Raw genomic sequence first — 17,990 nt, forward strand, 5'->3', positions numbered from 1 at the left:
GTCATGACGGTGGTGGACAGCGGTACGGCGGTGGCGGCCCGGGTGGTCGACCTGACCAAGGTGTACGGGTCAGGCGACGCCGAGGTGCGCGCGCTCGACGGGGTCAGCCTGGACATCGCGAGCGGCGAGTTCACCGCGGTGATGGGGCCCTCGGGATCAGGCAAGTCGACCCTGATGCACTGCTGCGCCGCGCTGGACGTCCCCACCTCCGGGCAGGTGTTCGTCGGTGACACCGAGATCGGCAGCCTCTCGGACAAGAAGTTGACCCAGCTGCGCCGCGAACGGATCGGGTTCGTGTTCCAGTCCTTCAACCTGGTGCCGACGCTGTCCGCCGGCGAGAACATCCTGCTGCCGCTGTCGATCGCCGGCCGCAAGCCTGAGCCGGCCTGGTACGAGTCCGTCATCTCGACCGTGAAGCTCGGGGACCGGCTCGACCACCGCCCCAACCAGCTCTCCGGTGGGCAGCAGCAGCGGGTCGCCGTGGCCCGGGCCCTGATGAGCCGGCCGCACATCGTGTTCGCCGACGAGCCCACCGGCAACCTCGACTCCAAGTCGGGGGCGGAGGTGCTCACGCTGCTCCGCTCGAGCGTGGACGACAGCGGACAGACCATCGTGATGGTGACCCACGACCCGGTGGCAGCGGCGTACACCGATCGGGTGGTGTTCCTCGCCGACGGCAAGATCGTCGACGAGCTGCGCAGTCCCGACCGTGACCAGGTGCTCAACAAGATGCAGGAGCTCGCTTCCCGCGAGCCCGCCCCGCCCGGCGAGGGCACCTGACGTGTGGCGCGTGACCTGGCGCAACCTCTTCGCCCGCAAGCTGCGCCTGCTGCTCTCCGCGTTCGCGATCGTGCTCGGCGTCGCGTTCGTGGCCGGCACCCTGATCTTCACCAACGCCATGGGCGGTGCCTTCGACAACATCATCGAGGGCAGTACGGCGGACGTGGAGGTGGCCTACAAGGGCGCCAACGACTTCGACTCCGGCCAGGACAACCGCACCTTCCCGGCCAGCGTCGTACCGAAGCTCGAGGCCCTGCCCGAGGTGGCCTCGGCGAGCCCGCAGAACACCCTCCAGACCGTCTTCGTGATCGGCAAGGACGGCAAGGTCATCGGCGGCAACGGCCCGCCCGGGCTGGCCATCAACCCGACCGAGGCCGACTCCCTGAACGGCAAGCCGATCCTCAGCCTGACGAAGGGCGAGTACCCGACCGGGGCGGACCAGGTCGCCCTCGACGTGGACACCGCCGACAAGGGCCACTTCGACGTCGGCGACGAGGTCGAGCTGGCGACCTCGGGTCGCCCGCCGCTGATGAAGGCCAAGATCACCGGGCTGGTCGAGTTCGGGTCGGGTGGCCTCAACGGCGCGACCATGACGGTCTTCGACGACCGCTTCATGCAGGAGCGCTTCTTCGGCGGGAAGGACGTCTACGGCTCGATCTCGCTGAACGCGGCTCCGGGTGTCTCCCAGAGCGAGCTGGCCAAGGCGGCCCAGAAGGTGCTGCCGGAGGGCGTCGTCGCGCAGACGGGTGACTCCTACGTCGAGAAGAACAAGGAGAGCCTCGACAAGATCCTCGGCTTCCTGCAGACCTTCCTGCTGGTCTTCGCAGCGGTCTCCCTGTTCGTGGGGATCTTCATCATCTTCAACACCTTCTCGATCCTGGTCGCCCAACGCAGCAGAGAGCTGGCGCTGCTGCGGGCCATGGGTGCCTCGCGAAGGCAGGTCAACCGATCGGTGCTGGTCGAGGCAACAGCGGTGGGACTGCTGGGCTCGACCGTCGGCCTCGGCGTCGGGTACCTGCTCGCGCTCGGCCTGCGCTGGCTGTTCGGCGTGTTCGGCCTCGACCTGAGCCGGGCCGACTTCCCGATGACCTGGGAGGCGGTGATCTGGTCGTACGCCGTGGGCGTCGGTGTCACCGCGATCGCGGCCCTGTTCCCCGCTCGACGGGCCTCCCGGATCGCTCCGATCGAGGCACTGCGAGACGACGTCGCGCTTCCGGAGTCGTCGATGCGGCGACGTGTCTTCGTCGGCACCGGGCTGGTGGCGGTCGGAGCGGTGCTGATCGGCGTCAACCTGAACGGGGACGGCAACGCGGCCCTCCTCGGCATCGGCGGCGGAATCGTCCTCGTGCTGATCGGGGTGTTCCTGATGAGCGCGTTCCTGGGGCGACCCGTGCTGCTCCTGTTCGGGGTGCTCTACCGGCGTACGTTCGGGACCGTCGGCCGGTTGGCCGCCCAGAACGCGCTGCGCAACCCGCGCCGCACCGGCGCCACCGCCAGTGCCCTGATGATCGGGCTGGCGCTGATGTCGATGATGGCGATCTTCGGCAGCTCGGCCTCGGCCAGCACCGACGCCGCCCTCCAGAAGTCGCTGACCTCGCAGTTCATCATCTCCAACGTCGTCGGCCAGCCGTTCTCGACCGACGTCGCCGACGAGGTACGCCGCATCGACGGCGTCTCCGGCGTGACCGAGCTGCGCAGCGCCTATCCCGACCTCAAGGGCGGTGGCAGCGCCTGGACGGTCGGCGTCGACCCGAAGGCGTTCGGGATCGCGTTCTCGGTCCCCACCGTCGCTGGCTCCTTCGCCGAGCTGGGGCCGGGCACCGTCGCGATCGCCGAGAACCAGGCGAAGTCCAAGGGCTTCGGGATCGGCGACACGGTCACGATGAAGTTCCAGGCCCGCGACCTCAAGCTCAAGGTGGTGGCGCTGTTCCCGAGCAACCCGGTCGTGCCGGGCGACTACGTGGTCACCCCCGACACCCTCGCGAAGGGTGGCCTGGCGCCCCTGGACGCGATGGTGATGGTGACCAAGGACCCCTCGGCCAGCACCAACGCCGTGCGTGACGACATCGAGGGAGTGGTCAAGGACCTCCCCACGGTGACCGTGAAGGACCCCGAGGGCTTCGCGGCCGAGCAGCGCAAGCAGATCAACCAGTTCCTCTACCTGATCTACGGCTTGTTCGGGCTCTCGGTGATCATCGCCATCCTGGGCGTGATCAACACGCTCAGCCTCTCGGTGATCGAGCGGACCCGGGAGGTCGGCCTGCTCCGGGCGGTCGGCGTCAGCCGCCGTCAGCTACGCACCATGATCCGCCTCGAGTCCGTCGCAGTCGCTGCCCTCGGCGGCGTGCTGGGCACGGTTCTCGGGGTGCTGTTCGGAGGCCTGATGGTCTCCGCGCTCGAGGAGGACGGCCTGACCGAGCTGTCGATCCCGTGGCTGCAGCTGGCCGTCTTTCTGCTCCTGGCGGCTGCCGCGGGAGTACTCGCGGCCGTGTTCCCGGCTCGGCGCGCGGCCCGTCTCAACGTGCTCAAAGCCATCGGAACCGAGTGACGAGTCTCGAAATCTTCGCAACTTAAACCCCGCTCGGGGGCTACGTTGGCTAGGTTTCTGCCTACGACCTGACGAAGGAGCTCACGGGTGGACGACCACTCACCGCGAGGTGGAGGCCGACGGGGCCGCAAGCACGTCCTCGTCCGGGAGTACGTCCGGTCCGTGATCGTCAACGCCGAGCCCGGCACTCCGGCCCCCTCCGAGCGCGATCTGGCCGAGCAGTTCGGGGTCGCCCGGATGACCGTGCGGCACGCCATCGACGCGCTGGTCGCGCAGGGGCTCCTGGAGCGGGTGGCCGGTCGCGGCACGTTCGTGACCAAGCCGCTGATCGACATGCAGATGCGGCTCTCGGCGTACACCGAGGAGATGGAGCGGCGCGGCAAGCGACCGGAGTCCAAGACCCTGCTCGCCCGGCGCGAGAGCGCCGGACCGGGTGTGGCGCGGGCCTTGGAGGTCGAGGAGGGCACCGCCATTGCGCACTGGCAGCGGCTGCGCCTTGCCGACGGCGTGCCGATGGCCATCCAGCACGTCTACCTCTCCCTCGAGCTGTTCCCGAACTTCCTCGACGAGGCGCTGCCGACCAGTCTCTACTTCTGGTTCGCCATGCGCGACCTGATGCCGACCTGGGGCGAGGACTCCGTGCTCGCCGGCATCGCGACCGAGGAGGAGGCCGAGCTGCTCGAGCTCGAGCCCGGCTCCCCGGTCCTGCACATCTCCCGGCGCGCGTTCTGCCGCGAGAACGTCGTCGAGGTGACCCGCAGCGTCTACCGCGCCGACCGCTACACCCTCTGGGTGCCGGTGCTGCGGCCTGAGCACTTGCGCTGATCGGCACAAGTTTCCCCGGGCGCCCGGGGACGCCGAAAGAGGCTCCCGCCCGACTACAGCCGACCCACCGGCGCGACCTCGATCCCGGCGTGCTCGCAGCACCAGGTGGGGTCGGGGCCGCCGAGGTCGGGGTGGACGTAGAGCGCGTGCGGCTCCAGGTGGTCGCAGGCGCGGCACAGCGGCCAGCGGCCGTTGGTCTCCAGGAGGGCGTCCTGCACGTCCTGGGCGACCAGGCCGACCACGAAGTCACGCCCCTCGGCCCACTGGTCGACCCACCACCCGCGATCGGCCAGGGCCTTCTCCAGTGCCGAGACCGTCGCCGGGTCGGCGCAGCCGGTGGTCTCGAGGTCATGCAACACCAGGGCGCGTGCCCTCATCACCACGTCCTGGGATGTCACGATGTCCATTGTGACCCCGCACCCAACGATGGGTTCCGAGACCGCCCACCTCGACGTCGTGGTGCTGCACGCCCGCGACGCGGAGGCGGCCACCACGGGTGGGGCTGACCGGCTGCTGCTGGGGGTCGAGCCGGAGGAGGGGTACCTGTCCCCGGAGCCGGCCACGGTCTCGGCCGTCGTACGCGAGACCGACCTGCCGGTGTACGTCGTGTTGCGTGCTCCCGACCTGAACTTCCGACGCCTGGTCGACCTCGGCGCCACCTTCCTCGAGCTCGGCGCCCGTGGCTTGGCCTTCGGTTTCCTCGACCGCGACCTGGAGATCGACCGCGAGTCCTGCACGGAGATGTGCACCGAGCTGGGTGGAGTGCCCTGGCTGTTCCACGGCTTCGACGAGGCCCTCGACCCCGAGCACGCGTGGCGCGACGTACGCGGGCTCCCGGGGCTGGAGTCGGTGATCTCCGCCGGCTCCACCCGCGGCCTCACCCACGGCGCCGACGAGCTGATCGCGCGTACGACGAGCGACCCGCGCGTGGCCGAGCTGGTGCTGGCCGGGGGAGGGCTCACGCCCGAGCTGGTGCCCTGGCTGGTCCGAGCAGGCGTACGCCGGTTCGCGATCGGGTCCTCGGCCCGCACGAGCGCCTCCTGGACCCGCGCATCTGTCGACGTCGACCACGTGCGCTCCTGGCGGATGCTGCTCGACGACGCGTTGTCCCGGGCACTGGGCATCCCCACCGACTGATCCTGTGCGAGGGTGTTCGCGTGCTTCGCCTGCCTGTGATCGCCTCCGCGGTACTCGTCGTCCTGGGGCTGGTCAGCGTCCCTGCGGCCACGCAGGCGCCCGCAGCGGCCGCCGGCGGGACCGTCAGCTGGCGCGCCTGCTCGGATCCCGAGCTCGACTACTTGGGCCTGGAGTGCGGCAGCCTCGCGGTGCCGCTCGACCACGACCACCCCGGCGGACCCACGATCCGGCTTGCCCTGACCCGCCGTGCGCACACGTCCACGACGTACAACGGCGCGTTGCTGGTCAACCCCGGTGGCCCGGGTGGTTCCGGGCTGTCGATGCCCTCGCTGAGCGACTACGTGCCGGGCGACGTGGGGTCGACGTACGACTGGATCGGCTTCGACCCGCGCGGCGTCGGCGCCAGCTCGCCCTCGCTGCACTGCTCACGGCGGTTCTTCACCTGGAACCGGCCGAGCTACGTGCCGAAGTCGCCGGCGATCACGCGCGCGTGGCTGGCCCGCAGCCGCGCCTACGCCGCTGCCTGTGCCAACACCGCCGCCAAGCGGGCCCTGCTGCCGCACCTGACCACGCTCGACACCGTGCGCGACATGGACCTGGTCCGGCAGGCGCTCGGGGTCGACACGATCAGCTACTACGGCTTCTCCTACGGCACCTACCTCGGTGAGGTCTACGCGACCCGCTACCCCAGCCGGGTCGGTCGCTTCGTGCTCGACGGCGTGGTCAACCCCAGCCGCGTCTGGTACGCCGCCAACCTCGACCAGGACCGCGCCTTCGACGCCAACATGAACGTGTTCTGGCAGTACGTCGCCCGCCACCCCGGCGCCTTCCACCTCGGCAAGCGCTGGCGGGTCATCAAGACCGGCTACTACAAGCAGCTCAAGCGCCTCGACCGCAAGCCGGCCGCCAACGGCCGCCTCGGCCCCGACGAGCTCGCCGACGTGATGCTGGACGCCGGCTACTACGTCTACAACTGGGTCGACCTCGGGCTGGCCTACTCGGCGCTGGTGCGCAAGCACCGCGGAGGCACCCTCGCCGCGCTCTACCGCGACGCCAACATGGGCGACGACAACAGCTTCGCGATGTACAACGCGGTCCAGTGCTCCGACGTCGTGTGGCCCGGCTGGGCCCGCACCCGCGCGTCGAGCTGGGCCGTGCACCGCCGCGCGCCGTTCCTGACGTGGGGGAACACCTGGTACAACGCCCCCTGCCTGGCCTGGAAGTCGCCGGCCCACCGCCGTCTGGGGGTGACCGGGGGTGCGGTCAGCTCGAAGATCCTGCTGATCAGCGAGACGCGCGACGCGGCCACGCCGTACTCCGGAGCGCTGGCCGTGCGTCGGCTGTTCCCGAGCGCCTCGTTGGTCGCCGGGGTCAACGGGACCACCCACGCCAGCTCGTTGTCGGGCGTGCCCTGCGTGGACAACACGGTCGGCAACTACCTGCGGACCGGCCTCGTCCCGACCCGACTGGCCGGCAACCGTGCCGACCGGCGCTGCTCGCGGCTGCTGCCGCCGTCGCCCAACGGCGTCTGGGGACGTACGACGACCCCGACCGGCCAGGACCGCCTCTCACCGCTGCTCCGGCACGCCCTGCTCAGTGCCCAGCGCCACCGCTGACGGGACTCAGCCGACGTAGGTCCGCAGCCAGATCGTCGACTCGTCCGAACGCAGGCCGTCGAGCACGCTCTCCGGGAGCTCGGCGTCGATGTCGGTGACCACGAGTCCCTGCTCGCCCCGCGTCGCGAGGTACTGCGCGGTGACGTTGGCCTGCTGGTCGGCGAACACCTGGTTGACCGAGGCGAGCACGCCCGGGATGTTGTGGTGCAGCAGCGCGACCCGGAACCCGCTCTCGAGGCGCGGAGCCGCGACCTCGGGCAGGTTCACCGACAGCGCCGTAATGCCTCCGTGGGCGAAGGCGGAGAGCTTGCCGGAGACGAAGAAGCCGATCTCCTCCTGGGCCTCCTGGGTGGAGCCGCCGACGTGTGGGGTGAGGATGACGTTGGGCAGGCCGCGCAGCGCGGACTCGAACTCGTCGCCCTGGGCCTTCGGCTCGACCGGGAAGACGTCGAGGGCGGCTCCGGCGATGTGGCCGGAGAGGATGTTCTCGCGCAGGGCGATGTCGTCGACCACCATGCCGCGCGAGGCGTTGATGAACATCGAGCGCGGCTTCATCCGGGCGAACTGCTCGGCCCCGAACAGCCCGGCGTTGCCGGGACGGCCGTCGACGTGCAGGGAGACCACGTCGGCCTGCTCGAGGAGCTCGTCGAGGGTGCCCACGCGGCGGGCGTTGCCGTGGGCCAGGCGGTCGGCGGTGTCGAAGAAGATCACCCGGAAGCCGAGCGACTCGGCCAGGTTGGACAGCTGGGTGCCGATGTTGCCGTAGCCGACGATGCCCAGCGTCCGACCGCGCACCTCGTGGCTGCCCTGGGCCGACTTGTCCCAGATGCCGTCGTGCATCCGCTGGGTCTTCTCAGGCAACCGGCGGGCGAGCGCGATGATCTCGCCGATGACGAGCTCCACCACGCTGCGGGTGTTGGAGTACGGCGCGTTGAAGGCCGCGATGCCGCGCTGGGCCGCTGCTGCGAGGTCGATCTGGTTGGTGCCGATGCAGAAGGCGCCGACCGCCAGCAGGTCGGGCGACTCGGCGAGGACGCGCTCGGTCACCTTGGTGTTGGAGCGGATGCCGACCATGGTCTTGCCCTGGAGGGCCTCGATCAGGTCGTCCTCACCCAGCGAGCTGGAGAGCGTGTGCACGACGAAGCCGTTGCGCTCGAAGACCTCGGTCGCCGCGGGATGGATGTTCTCGAGCAGTAGGACTTCGTGCTTGGTCACCGAGCAAGCCTACGAGGGGCTCCGGGTCACAGATCGGCGGCATCCACGATGCGATAGGCGTAGCCCTGCTCGGCCAGGAAGCGCTGCCGGTTCTGGGCGAAGTCGGCGTCGACGGTGTCGCGGCTGACGATCGCGTAGAAGCGAGCCGGCTTCTGGGTGCCGTCGGGTCCCTTCGCCTTGGGTCGCAGCAACCGTCCGAGGCGTTGCGCCTCCTCCTGACGGGACCCGAAGCTCCCGGACACCTGGATCGCCACCGCCGCTCCGGGGAGGTCGACGGAGAAGTTGGCCACCTTGGAGACGACGAGCAGGTCGAGCTCGCCGGTGCGGAAGGCCTCGTAGAGCCGCTCACGCTCCTTGACGGTGGTGTCGCCCTTGATGACCGGAGCGTCGAGGTGCTCGGCGAGCTCGTCGAGCTGGTCGAGGTACTGGCCGATCACCAGCGTCGGCTCGCCGGCGTGCTGCTTGACCAGCTGCTCGGCCACGAGCGTCTTGGCGTGGGTGCAGCTGGCCAGCCGGTAGCGCTCGTCGGGGTCGGCGGTGGCGTAGGCCAGCCGCTCGCCCTCGGGCAGCGTGACCCGGACCTCGACGCAGTCGGCGGGCGCGATCCAGCCCTGGCTCTCGATGTCCTTCCACGGGGCGTCGTAGCGCTTGGGCCCGATCAGGCTGAACACGTCGCCCTCGCGCCCGTCCTCGCGCACGAGGGTGGCGGTCAGGCCGATGCGCCGGCGTGCCTGCAGGTCGGCGGTCATCCGGAAGATCGGCGCCGGGAGCAGGTGCACCTCGTCGTAGACGATCAGGCCCCAGTCGCGGGCGTCGAGCAGCTCGAGGTGGGGGTAGACGCCCTTCCGGCGCATGGTGAGCACCTGGTAGGTCGCGATCGTGACGGGGCGGATCTCCTTGCGCGCGCCGCTGTACTCCCCGATCTCCTCCTCGGTCAGGCTGGTGCGGCGTACGAGCTCGGACTTCCACTGGCGGGCGCTCACGGTGTTGGTGACCAGGATCAGCGTCGTCGCCTGCGCGCGGGCCATGGCGGCGGCGCCGACCAGGGTCTTGCCCGCGCCACAGGGGAGTACGACGACCCCGGAACCGCCGTGCCAGAACGAGTCGGCCGCCTCCTGCTGGTAGGCCCGCAACGTCCAGTCGGACTCGTCGAGCTTGATCGCGTGGGCCTCGCCGTCGACGTAGCCCGCGAAGTCCTCCGCCGGCCAGCCGAGCTTGAGCAGTGCCTGCTTGAGGTTGCCGCGCTGGCTGGGGTGTACGGCGACCGCGCCCCCCTCGGCACCCGGCTGGTCGTCGAGTCGCTCACCGAGCATGCCGGCGACCTTCTTGCTGCGCGCCACCTCCTCGAAGACGGCGCGGTCGTTGCTCGCGAGCACGAGCCCGTGGGTGGGGTGCTTGTCGAGGCGCAACCGCCCGTAGCGCGCCATCGTCTCGGCCACGTCGACCAGCAGGGCGTGCGGCACGGCGTAGCGACTGAAGGTGAGCAGCACGTTGACGACCTGCTCGGCGTCGTGGCCGGCGGCTCGCGCGTTCCACAGCCCGAGCGGGGTCAGCCGGTAGGTGTGGATGTGCTCCGGACTGCGCTCGAGCTCGGCGAAGGGCGCGATCGCCTTGCGGCAGGCGTCGGCCTGCTCGTGGTCGACCTCGAGCAGGAGGGTCTTGTCCGACTGGACGATGAGGGGGCCGTCATTCATGTCGGATCAACTCTACGGACCCGGCCTGACATCACTGCGAGGTCTGCAAGGTGAGGTCTCCTGGCTTGGCGCCGAGGTGGCGCAGGGTCTCGACCAGCAGCTCGGCGAGCGTGGGGGCGGCGGTGAGGGCGACGTACATGTCGAAGTTGGGGACGACGCTGTCGAACTCGCGCGTGCTCTCCTCGGGACTGCGCCAGCCCAGCGAGAGCAGCCGGTCGATCGAGGCCTGGCTCATCTCCCAGGTGCCGCCCAGCGACGTGGCCCCGACGCACTCGGCGGTGTAGAGGTCCTCGATCCGTAGCACCTGGACGTAGCGCGTGGCCGCCGGCTTCGCACGCCGGCCGAAGAGACTGCGCTTCGGGAGCGGGTCGGCGGTGGGCTCACCGAGGATCAGGAAGCTGCCCTCCGCGAGCAGACCGAGAGCGAGCAGCAGGGCTGCCTGCACGTCCTCCCAGTCCCCGAACGTCATGGGCTCAGGCTACGGCTGCCGCCTGCCTGCGGAACCTTCATCCCAAAGCAGCGTCCAGCGCCGCCTCGACGTGGATGCGCGTGGTCGGGAACGAGGGGACCTCGAGGTCGTCCGGACCGATCAGCATCTCGATCTCGGTGCACCCGAGGATGACGCCCTCGGCTCCGCGCTGGACGAGCCGATCCACGACGTCGACGTACGCCGCACGCGACTCGTCGCGGACGACGCCGAGGCAGAGCTCGTCGTAGATGACGCGGTGGACCAGCGCCTGGTCCGCGGTGGACGGCACCAGCACGGTCAGCCCGTGGGACTCGAGCCGGTCGCGGTAGAAGTCCTGCGCCATGGTGAACCCGGTCGCCAGCAGCCCGACGGTGGTGAGTCCGGCCCCGCGGACGGCGGCGGCGGTGGCGTCGCCGAGGTGCAGCAGCGGGATGGAGACGGCGTCCTGGATGACGTCGGCCACCTTGTGCATCGTGTTGGTGCACAGCACGAGCAGGTCGGCGCCGCCGGCCTCGAGCCGACGTGCGTCGGCAGCCAGCAGCTGGCCTGCCTCGTCCCACCGACCGGCGACCTGCATCTCCTCGATGGGAGCGAAGTCGACCGACAGCATCAGCAGCCGGGCGGAGTGCAGCCCACCGAGCCGGTCGCGGACGAGCTCGTTGGCCAGTCGGTAGTAGATGGCCGTGGACTCCCAGCTCATCCCGCCGAGCAGTCCGATGGTGCGCATCCGCTCACGCTAGCCGGGTCGGCTGACAGCGGTGATGCGGTGCAGCGAGAACGACCGCTGGGAGTCACTGCGCTCGTCGTACGCCGTGACCTGGCCGCCCTCGACCCTCTCCGGGGTGACCATCCGCTCGGCGACGGTGCCGTCGTTGCCGACGTAGCCGATGACCAGCTGCTCCCGGGACTCGGCGGCCTGGCGCAGCATCGCGATGACGTCGGCGGGCGTGGACGCGCTGGCGCCGCGGGTCGGCCGGCCCGCGGTCGACCGGTCACCGACCCGGATCGCCGACACGACCGCTGCTGTGTGGGCGGCGGTGCGGGCACCCGCCCCGGCCGGCGTACGACGCCTGGACCGTGCCCGGAACACATCGGGCCGGGCCACCCGCACGGTGCCGTCGACGGCTTCCACGACCGGAGCCAGGCCGAGCTCGCGGATGCGCGGGAGCAGGGTGCCGAGCGGCACGTCGGAGACCACGACGGTCGGCGCGATCCGGCGCAGCCGCAGCGACTCGGCGCCGGTGGCGTGCATCAGCTCGGTCAGCGCGGTCTCGTCGTCGCTGCGGAGGAAGGACTCGGCGTGCCCGGCCCGCAGGGTCCCGAACCGGCGGGACACGTCGTCGACGAGGTAGCTGAGCGACTGCGGCACCGGCGTCCTGGAGGTCGAGGCGACGAAGTCGTGCACCTCGGCCGCGGACCAGCCGGCGTCGAACGCCCGCCGCACCGAGGACGCCGCGAACCGGTAGACGGTGGCGCCGCCCCGCGACTCGACGTCGGCCACCAGTGAGAGCTTGCGGGCCAGCTCCTGCTCCAGCGGCCCGGGGGCGATCGCGGTCAGGTCTGCCTGCAGCAGGATGTGGTCGACCGGTGCGGGCAGCAGCCGCTCCAGCGCGTCGGTCGGATCCTCGCCGGCGACGACCAACCGGCCGAAGCTCGACATGGCGTCCAGCCCGGCGATCCCGAGCAGGGCTGCCTCGGCCAGCATCGGAGCCACCTGGTCGAGCCGGGCCAGCGGTCGACGGGGCCGGCGCCAGCGCAGCCGCTGGGTCAGCGACGCGACGCCGGTGCCGGCCGCGAGCGCGTGGTCGGCCGGCAGGTCGGCGAGCTCCGCCAGCACGTCGTTTCGCAGGGCGACCAGCCAGCTGCGCGGCAGGTCGGGCGAGAGGGCGTTGACGGGCTTGTCGCCGATGCGGCCCCCGACCGCCGAGACGAGGCGAGGACTGGCCAGCCAGGCCCGCGCGAGGACGAGCCAGCGGCGGGCCGGCGAGCCGAGCAGCCAGCTGTCGTAGGCGTCGGTGGGCAGCCAGGCGGCGTCCACGTCGTCGGTCATGCCCTGGTCGAGGAGGCCGGCCGCGGCCGCGGTCTCGATGACCAGGGCGGCCACGTCCGGCTCGACGTGCAGCAGTGCGGCCGTCGTACGCAGCTCGCGTACGCCGAGACCGCCCGCCTTCAGCGCGGCCGGGGGATGGGTGCCCCACCGGTCGAGGAGCAGCTCGGTGCGTCGTACGAGCTCGAAGGCGGCGCCGGCCGCGGCCCGGTCGACCAGGGCCTGCGCCCGCTCCGACGTGGCCGGCTCCGGGGGAGCGTCCACCCTCCGTCCGGCCGCCGCATCGAGCTCGAGGCGCACCGACCAGGGCAGCCGGACGTGCCGTTCGTCCACGTGCACGAGCAGGCCGAGCGCGACCAGGTCGGCGGTCGGCCCGGCGGCCCCGCTCCAGCGGCCGTCGGCTCGCGTCTCGGCGAGATGGTCCAGGATCGTGCGCGCCGGCGGTTCCAGCCGCTCCAGCAGCCCGGGCACCTCCTCGGGAGGGGGACCGTCGGGCAACCGGAGCACCTCGCGGACGACCAGGACCGGTCGGTCGGGCGAGCCCCAGACGAGCGCCAGTGTGCGCAACCGGTCGAGTGCCTGCTCGACCGCCTCGGCGGGCACTCCGAGCGCGGCGGGATCGGTCTCCTGCACGACCGCCTGGAGCACGGTGAGCTCCAGGGTGTCCAGCCCGTCCAGCGCCCGCAGCACCGAGGCCTTCACCACCACCCGGGCCGCGAGCTGGGAGGAGTCGTGCGGTGCGGGCGCGGCCAGATCGGGGCGCGCGTCGAGCAGCGCGGACAGCTGCTGCTCGGACCAGCCGCGCAGCTGGTCGGCGAGGGTGCGAGGGGCCGACGTGGACATCCGGCCAATTCTACGCAGGGGGTCGTCTCACTCCCACGGTTCGCTGAGCCGCTCCACCCGGTACGCCGCCGTGCTGGTGTTCCCGTCGGTGTCGGCCAGCTCGACCCGCCACCCGTCGGCGAACTGGTCGACGCCCTCGATCATCGCGATGGTGCCGCTCAGCAGGACCGTGCCCGGGCGCAGCATTCCGGCCTCGTCGAGCCGGTCGATCCAGTAGCCGGGGGAGAGCAGCTCGGCCGGCGACCCGTCGGAGATCAGCTCCTCGTCGTGGCCGTGGGTCACCCAGGCGCGCAGGCTGAAGTCGTCGAACCCGTCGGCCACCCGGTCCCAGCGCCAGGCCCGGTTGCCCACGATGTCGGCGGACTGCTTGCTCCAGGCGACCCCGTGCCTCTCGAGCTCGCGGTCGGTGTGGTCGCAGGCGGCGGCGACGAGCAGGTCGTCGGGGGAGCCTCCGACCGCGAGCGCCCACTCGGCCTCGCCGGAGGTGCGTCCGTGCGGGACCTGCACCCTGTCGTCCTGCCGAGCGAGCAGGCTGCTCAGCGGGTAGAGAGTCGGCACGGAGTCCGGAGCCGGCACGCCCAGGTCGGCCAGCTCCGCGACGTGCCGCCGGACCGCGGCGGAGTCCCGGCCGGCGTACCCCGCGTTGAACAGCCACCCCACCTCGATGGTGCGGGAGGCCTCGCCGACGACGTCGAGCTCGAGCACGGTCATGCGTATCCCCTCGGTTTGGAAGCGGCCCAGACGGGCAAGGGCGTGGGTAACCACTGTGGAACACGCACCCAATCCCGAGGAAAGGGGCCTGCGGATGAGTGGCCAACGAACCGGAGACCGGCGCAGCCTGGTCCGCGCCTTCGCGGCGAGTCTCTCCGGCACCTCTCTGGAGTGGTACGACTTCGCGGTGTACGGCGCCGCGGCCGCTCTCGTCTTCGGCGACCTGTTCTTCCCCACCGGCGCCGCCCTGACCGGCACCCTGCTGGCGTTCGGCACCTATGCCGCCGGCTACGTCGCCCGACCACTCGGTGGGATCGTCTTCGGCCGCCTCGGTGACCGGGTGGGCCGCAAGAAGGTGCTGATCTGGACACTGAGCCTGATCGGCGTCTCCACCGTGCTGATCGGCTTCCTGCCCACCCACGGCCAGGTCGGCATCCTGGCGCCGATCCTGCTCGTGGCGCTGCGCTTCGCCCAAGGCGTGGGCGTCGGCGGCGAATGGGGTGGTGCGGTGCTGCTGAGCTCGGAGTTCGCGACGCCTGAGACGCGCGGGTTCTGGGCCTCGGCCGCGCAGGTCGGCCCGCCCCTGGGCAACGTGCTCGCCAACGCCGTCCTCGGTGGCCTGGCGCTGCTCCTCAGCGACGCGGCGTTCCAGTCGTGGGGCTGGCGGGTGGCCTTCATCCTCTCCGCCGTGCTGGTCGCGTTCGGCCTGTGGATCCGGACCCGGCTGGAGGAGACGCCCGTGTTCCAACAGATCGCCGAGAAGGGTGAGGCGCCCACCGAGCCGGTCAAGGAGATCCTGCGCGAGCACCCGCGCGGCCTGGCGAGCGGCATCCTCTCGCGCGTCGGTCCCGACGTGCTGTACGCGATGTTCGTGGTGTTCGTGCTCACCTACGCGGTCGACACCCTCGGGTTCAGCAAGGGCGAGGCCCTGGCAGCCGTGATGGTCGCCTCGCTCGTCGAGGTGCCGCTGATCCCGTTCGCCGGCTGGCTCTCCGACCGGGTCGACCGCCGCCTGGTGTACGGCGCGGCCGCGATCGGGGCAGCCGTCTGGGTGTGGGTGTTCCTCGCCATCACCCGGTCGGGCAGCCTGCTCGCGCTGTTCCTCGGCGTCACGGTCGCGCTGGCCCTGCACGCCTTCATGTACGGCCCGCAGGCGGCGTACATCGCCGAGCAGTTCCACGCCCGGCTGCGCTACACCGGCACCTCGCTGGCCTACACCTTCGCCGGCATCATCGGCGGTGCGGTTGCGCCGGCGGCGTTCACCTGGCTGCTCTCCAAGGACGACTCCGGCCACACCGTGGCGGCGTACGTCGTGGTCGCGATGGTGGTCACCCTGGTCGGGCTGTGCATCGGGCGCCGCGTGGTCGATGAGGTCGACGCGGCACCCGTCAAGGTCGCCGCGCGAGTTTGACTCCGGCGAAGAGAACACACAAGGTCGTGAAGTTGTCCTGATCCACCATCTCGAGGAGGACGCCCCGCGTGGCCGTGTTGACACCGCAGGAACCCAGCAGGACCTGGACGACCGAGGACGTGATGGTCACCGAACCCTCGGTGGTCCGGAGGGCGATCGGCGCAGCCGCGATCGGCAACCTCACCGAGTGGTACGACTTCGGCGTCTACGCCTATTTCGAGCCGACCATCAAGGAGGTCTTCTTCAGCGACCTCGGCGACACGGCCGGCACCATCGCCACGTTCGGCCTGTTCGCGGTCGCCTTCCTGGTGCGTCCCTTCGGCGGCATGTTCTTCGGGCCGCTCGCCGACCGCATCGGGCGCAACCGGGTGCTGGCCACCACGATGCTGATGATGGCGGCCGGCACGTTCGCGATCGGCTGCATCCCGAGCCACGACAAGATCGGGGTGCTGGCCCCGATCCTGCTGCTGGTCGCCCGGCTGGTGCAGGGCTTCTCGACCGGTGGGGAGTACGGCAACGCGATGACGTTCATCGCCGAGTACGCCCCGGACCGCAAGCGTGGCTTCCTCGGCAGCTGGCTGGAGTTCGGCACCTTCACCGGCTACATCCTGGGCGCGATCATCGTCACCGTCGCCGACGCGCAGCTCAGCGAGGACCAGCTGCTGTCCTGGGGCTGGCGGCTGCCGTTCTTCGTGGCGCTGCCGCTGGGCATCGTGGGGGTCTACATGCGCACCCGGCTGGCGGACACCCCGGCCTTCACGGCGCTGGAGGCCGAGGCCCAGGAGCGCGAGAAGGAGAACCGCGCCGCCGGTGAGATGAAGAAGCTGTTCAAGCTGTGGCCGTTCCTGCTGGTCTGCATGGGCCTGGTGCTGGCCTGGAACGTGACCAACTACATGCTCACCTCCTACATGCCGACCTACGTCACCGACACCATGCCGAAGATGCAGGGCGGGTCCTCGGTGTCGTCGACTACCTCGCAGTACCTCCAGATCGCCGTGATGGCCGTCGCCCTGGTCCTGATCCCGTTGCTGGGCCTGCTCTCGGACCGCATCGGCCGTAAGCCGATCGCCTGGGTCGGGTCGGTCGGCCTGGTGGTGCTGGCGTTCCCGATGATCCTGCTGATCCGGCACCAGACCGGGATCTCGATCTTCCTCGGGCTGCTCCTGATGGGACTGATGCTGATCTGCTTCAGCGCCACGATGCCCTCGACGTTGCCGTCGCTGTTCCCGACCGACGTACGCGGGGGCGGGCTGTCCGTGAGCTTCAACGTCAGCGTCTCGGCGTTCGCCGGCACCACCTCCGTCGTGGTCGGTGCGCTGGTGAGCGCGACCGGCAACCTCAACTGGCCGGCGTACTACCTGATCATCGCCGGCCTGATCGGCTGCGCCTCGGTCTGGGCGATCACCGAGCCCAACGGCCGACGGATGTGGGGCTCTGCACCTGCGGCACAGTCCTCCGAGGAGGCCGAGGAGCTCGTGGCCGAGGCCGAGAAGCAGCCGGCCTGAGATGTCGACCGAGGACAGCGACGAGCCGCCCGCGCAGCCACTGCCCCGCGAGGGCGACGTCTGGTACGTCAGCTACGGCTCGAACATGTCGCAGGCGCGCCTGACCGCCTACCTCGAGGGAGGGATCCCACCGGGTGGCAAGGCCGCCAACCCGGGTGCGCACGACTCCACACCGCCACGGCGCAGCGTCCCGGTCGACCTGCCCGGTGCGGTGTACTTCGCCGGCGACTCGCGCCAGTGGCACGGTGGGGTGGCGTTCTACGACCACGACGGCGAGGGCGGACCCACCGCGGCCCGGGCCTACCTGATCACCGCTCACCAGTTCGCCGACATCGCCGCCCAGGAGATGTACCGCATCCCCCAGCCGGGCGACCCGCTCGTCGAGGTGGTGGTGGACGGCATCGACGGCGGCCGGCACCATGTCGGACCCGGGCACTACGAGACGTTGGTGGAGGTGGGCCGGCTCGAGGGGGTGCCGATGCTGCTGTTCACGGCTCCCCACGGCCTCGACCACGTCGAGCACAACGAGCCGTCCTCGGCCTACCTCGCGATGCTCGCCGACGGCCTGCGCGAGTCGCGGCAGTGGAGCGACGAGGACATCACGGGCTACTTCGACCGAGTGGTCCCTGCGGACTAGCGTTCGACGTACTCCTCGATGCGGAGGACCTCGCCTCCGAACGGCTTGCCGAGGTCCGCGACCTTGACGGTCACCGGGCCGTGACCGCGCAACGCGAACAGGCTCAGCCGGTCCGGCGGGATGGACACCGGGTACTGCTGCCCGATCATGACGACCAGGTGTGCTGCCCCACCGGTGTACCTCGCCCCGACCAGCACCCAGCGTGTCGCCTTCGAGCGCGGGACCGTCATCTGGAGCGACGCGACGGCGCCCGGTTCGTCGCGCCAGACGACGCGCCGGCCGTCGACGCTGCGGAGCATCAGGCCGGCGTGGTCGATCCTGGTGGGCGCGGCACAACCGTCGTTGGCGTGCCGAGGGCACTCGAGCTGCTGCCAGGTGCGGGTGCCGGGAGCGTCAGGCGTGTGCACCGGATTCGGGGGCTGGGGCACGGTGGGCCCACCTCGGCCCTGAGCCGAGAGCGCATGGGGGAGGGTCAGCGTGGCGAGCACCGCCACCACCGAGGCTCCCACCGCGGCGAGCGCTCGCATCGCGCCGTACTCGTCCACACCCCCA

At 70.8% G+C, this 17,990-nt stretch carries 16 protein-coding genes; 8 read left to right on the plus strand and 8 right to left on the minus strand.

The window, feature by feature from the left end; all coding sequences use genetic code 11:
* Positions 1–3: 3 nt before the first annotated feature.
* From H976_RS0100300 to H976_RS0100310, 3 genes are all read left to right on the plus strand, one after another.
* Positions 4–780, plus strand: a complete 777-nt coding sequence (locus H976_RS0100300; protein WP_027859893.1) for an ABC transporter ATP-binding protein — start codon at positions 4–6, stop codon at positions 778–780.
* 10 nt (positions 781–790) lie between these two features.
* On the plus strand, positions 791–3,328 hold the full coding sequence (locus tag H976_RS0100305) for an ABC transporter permease (RefSeq protein WP_155917849.1): 2,538 nt from the start codon (positions 791–793) through the stop codon (positions 3,326–3,328).
* 87 nt (positions 3,329–3,415) lie between these two features.
* The gene (locus tag H976_RS0100310; RefSeq protein ID WP_027859895.1) at positions 3,416–4,153 is read left to right on the plus strand and encodes a GntR family transcriptional regulator; all 738 of its coding nucleotides are present in this window, start codon (positions 3,416–3,418) and stop codon (positions 4,151–4,153) included.
* A 53-nt stretch (positions 4,154–4,206) separates the two neighbouring features.
* Here H976_RS0100310 and H976_RS0100315 read toward each other — a convergent pair whose 3' ends face one another.
* Entirely contained in the window at positions 4,207–4,560 is a 354-nt protein-coding gene (locus tag H976_RS0100315) for a hypothetical protein (protein WP_051275840.1), read from the minus strand.
* On the opposite strand from H976_RS0100315, the gene H976_RS23755 reads away from it, so the two are divergent.
* Both H976_RS23755 and H976_RS23760 read left to right on the plus strand, forming a co-directional pair.
* Positions 4,553–5,290, plus strand: a complete 738-nt coding sequence (locus H976_RS23755) for a copper homeostasis protein CutC (RefSeq protein ID WP_081682557.1) — start codon at positions 4,553–4,555, stop codon at positions 5,288–5,290. The two genes, H976_RS0100315 and H976_RS23755, sit on opposite strands and share 8 nt — an antisense overlap.
* Positions 5,291–5,310: 20 nt before the next feature.
* Entirely contained in the window at positions 5,311–6,906 is a 1,596-nt protein-coding gene (locus H976_RS23760; protein WP_036223855.1) for an alpha/beta hydrolase, read from the plus strand.
* Positions 6,907–6,912: 6 nt separating this feature from the next.
* Here H976_RS23760 and serA read toward each other — a convergent pair whose 3' ends face one another.
* The 6 genes from serA to H976_RS0100355 are packed head-to-tail and all read right to left on the minus strand — an operon-like array spanning position 6,913 to position 13,885.
* Positions 6,913–8,121, minus strand: a complete 1,209-nt coding sequence (gene serA, locus H976_RS0100330; RefSeq protein ID WP_027859897.1) for a phosphoglycerate dehydrogenase — start codon at positions 8,119–8,121, stop codon at positions 6,913–6,915.
* Positions 8,122–8,147: 26 nt separating this feature from the next.
* Positions 8,148–9,815: a DNA repair helicase XPB gene (locus H976_RS0100335; protein ID WP_027859898.1), complete on the minus strand. Its 1,668-nt coding sequence runs from the start codon at positions 9,813–9,815 to the stop codon at positions 8,148–8,150.
* A gap of 31 nt (positions 9,816–9,846) precedes the next feature.
* Positions 9,847–10,284, minus strand: a complete 438-nt coding sequence (locus tag H976_RS0100340) for a hypothetical protein (protein ID WP_027859899.1) — start codon at positions 10,282–10,284, stop codon at positions 9,847–9,849.
* 37 nt (positions 10,285–10,321) lie between these two features.
* Positions 10,322–11,011, minus strand: coding sequence for an aspartate/glutamate racemase family protein (locus tag H976_RS0100345; RefSeq protein ID WP_027859900.1), 690 nt, complete (start codon positions 11,009–11,011; stop codon positions 10,322–10,324).
* Positions 11,012–11,020: 9 nt separating this feature from the next.
* Positions 11,021–13,174, minus strand: a complete 2,154-nt coding sequence (locus H976_RS0100350; protein ID WP_027859901.1) for a helicase-associated domain-containing protein — start codon at positions 13,172–13,174, stop codon at positions 11,021–11,023.
* A gap of 27 nt (positions 13,175–13,201) precedes the next feature.
* Complete coding sequence (locus H976_RS0100355) at positions 13,202–13,885, minus strand: DUF2848 family protein (RefSeq protein ID WP_027859902.1); 684 nt, start codon at positions 13,883–13,885, stop codon at positions 13,202–13,204.
* Between the two features lie 94 nt (positions 13,886–13,979).
* Between H976_RS0100355 and H976_RS23765 the strand changes: the two genes are divergently transcribed.
* The 3 genes from H976_RS23765 (at position 13,980) to H976_RS0100370 (ending at position 17,438) form a co-directional block, all read left to right on the plus strand.
* Positions 13,980–15,296, plus strand: coding sequence for an MFS transporter (locus tag H976_RS23765; RefSeq protein ID WP_036223857.1), 1,317 nt, complete (start codon positions 13,980–13,982; stop codon positions 15,294–15,296).
* A 68-nt stretch (positions 15,297–15,364) separates the two neighbouring features.
* Positions 15,365–16,801 carry an MFS transporter gene (locus H976_RS0100365; RefSeq protein WP_027859903.1) on the plus strand — a complete coding sequence of 479 codons (1,437 nt, stop codon included), beginning with the start codon at positions 15,365–15,367 and terminating at the stop codon, positions 16,799–16,801.
* Position 16,802: 1 nt separating this feature from the next.
* Positions 16,803–17,438 (plus strand): hypothetical protein, encoded by a 636-nt coding sequence (locus H976_RS0100370; protein WP_027859904.1) that lies wholly within the window; start codon positions 16,803–16,805, stop codon positions 17,436–17,438.
* On the opposite strand, the gene H976_RS0100375 is transcribed toward H976_RS0100370, so the two are convergent.
* Positions 17,435–17,983, minus strand: coding sequence for a hypothetical protein (locus tag H976_RS0100375; protein ID WP_027859905.1), 549 nt, complete (start codon positions 17,981–17,983; stop codon positions 17,435–17,437). The two genes, H976_RS0100370 and H976_RS0100375, sit on opposite strands and share 4 nt — an antisense overlap.
* Positions 17,984–17,990: the final 7 nt, after the last annotated feature.

Source organism: Marmoricola sp. URHB0036 (assembly GCF_000426045.1).
GTDB lineage: Bacteria > Actinomycetota > Actinomycetes > Propionibacteriales > Nocardioidaceae > Marmoricola.

Coding starts and splice junctions, on each gene's coding strand:
- H976_RS0100355 (WP_027859902.1), bottom strand. CDS start 13,885: ATGACCGTGCTCGAGCTCGACGTCGTCGGCGAGGCCTCCCGCACCATC.
- H976_RS0100370 (WP_027859904.1), top strand. CDS start 16,803: ATGTCGACCGAGGACAGCGACGAGCCGCCCGCGCAGCCACTGCCCCGC.
- H976_RS0100335 (WP_027859898.1), bottom strand. CDS start 9,815: ATGAATGACGGCCCCCTCATCGTCCAGTCGGACAAGACCCTCCTGCTC.
- H976_RS0100350 (WP_027859901.1), bottom strand. CDS start 13,174: ATGTCCACGTCGGCCCCTCGCACCCTCGCCGACCAGCTGCGCGGCTGG.
- H976_RS23755 (WP_081682557.1), top strand. CDS start 4,553: ATGTCCATTGTGACCCCGCACCCAACGATGGGTTCCGAGACCGCCCAC.
- H976_RS0100345 (WP_027859900.1), bottom strand. CDS start 11,011: ATGCGCACCATCGGACTGCTCGGCGGGATGAGCTGGGAGTCCACGGCC.
- H976_RS0100300 (WP_027859893.1), top strand. CDS start 4: ATGACGGTGGTGGACAGCGGTACGGCGGTGGCGGCCCGGGTGGTCGAC.
- H976_RS23765 (WP_036223857.1), top strand. CDS start 13,980: ATGAGTGGCCAACGAACCGGAGACCGGCGCAGCCTGGTCCGCGCCTTC.
- H976_RS0100340 (WP_027859899.1), bottom strand. CDS start 10,284: ATGACGTTCGGGGACTGGGAGGACGTGCAGGCAGCCCTGCTGCTCGCT.
- H976_RS0100315 (WP_051275840.1), bottom strand. CDS start 4,560: ATGGACATCGTGACATCCCAGGACGTGGTGATGAGGGCACGCGCCCTG.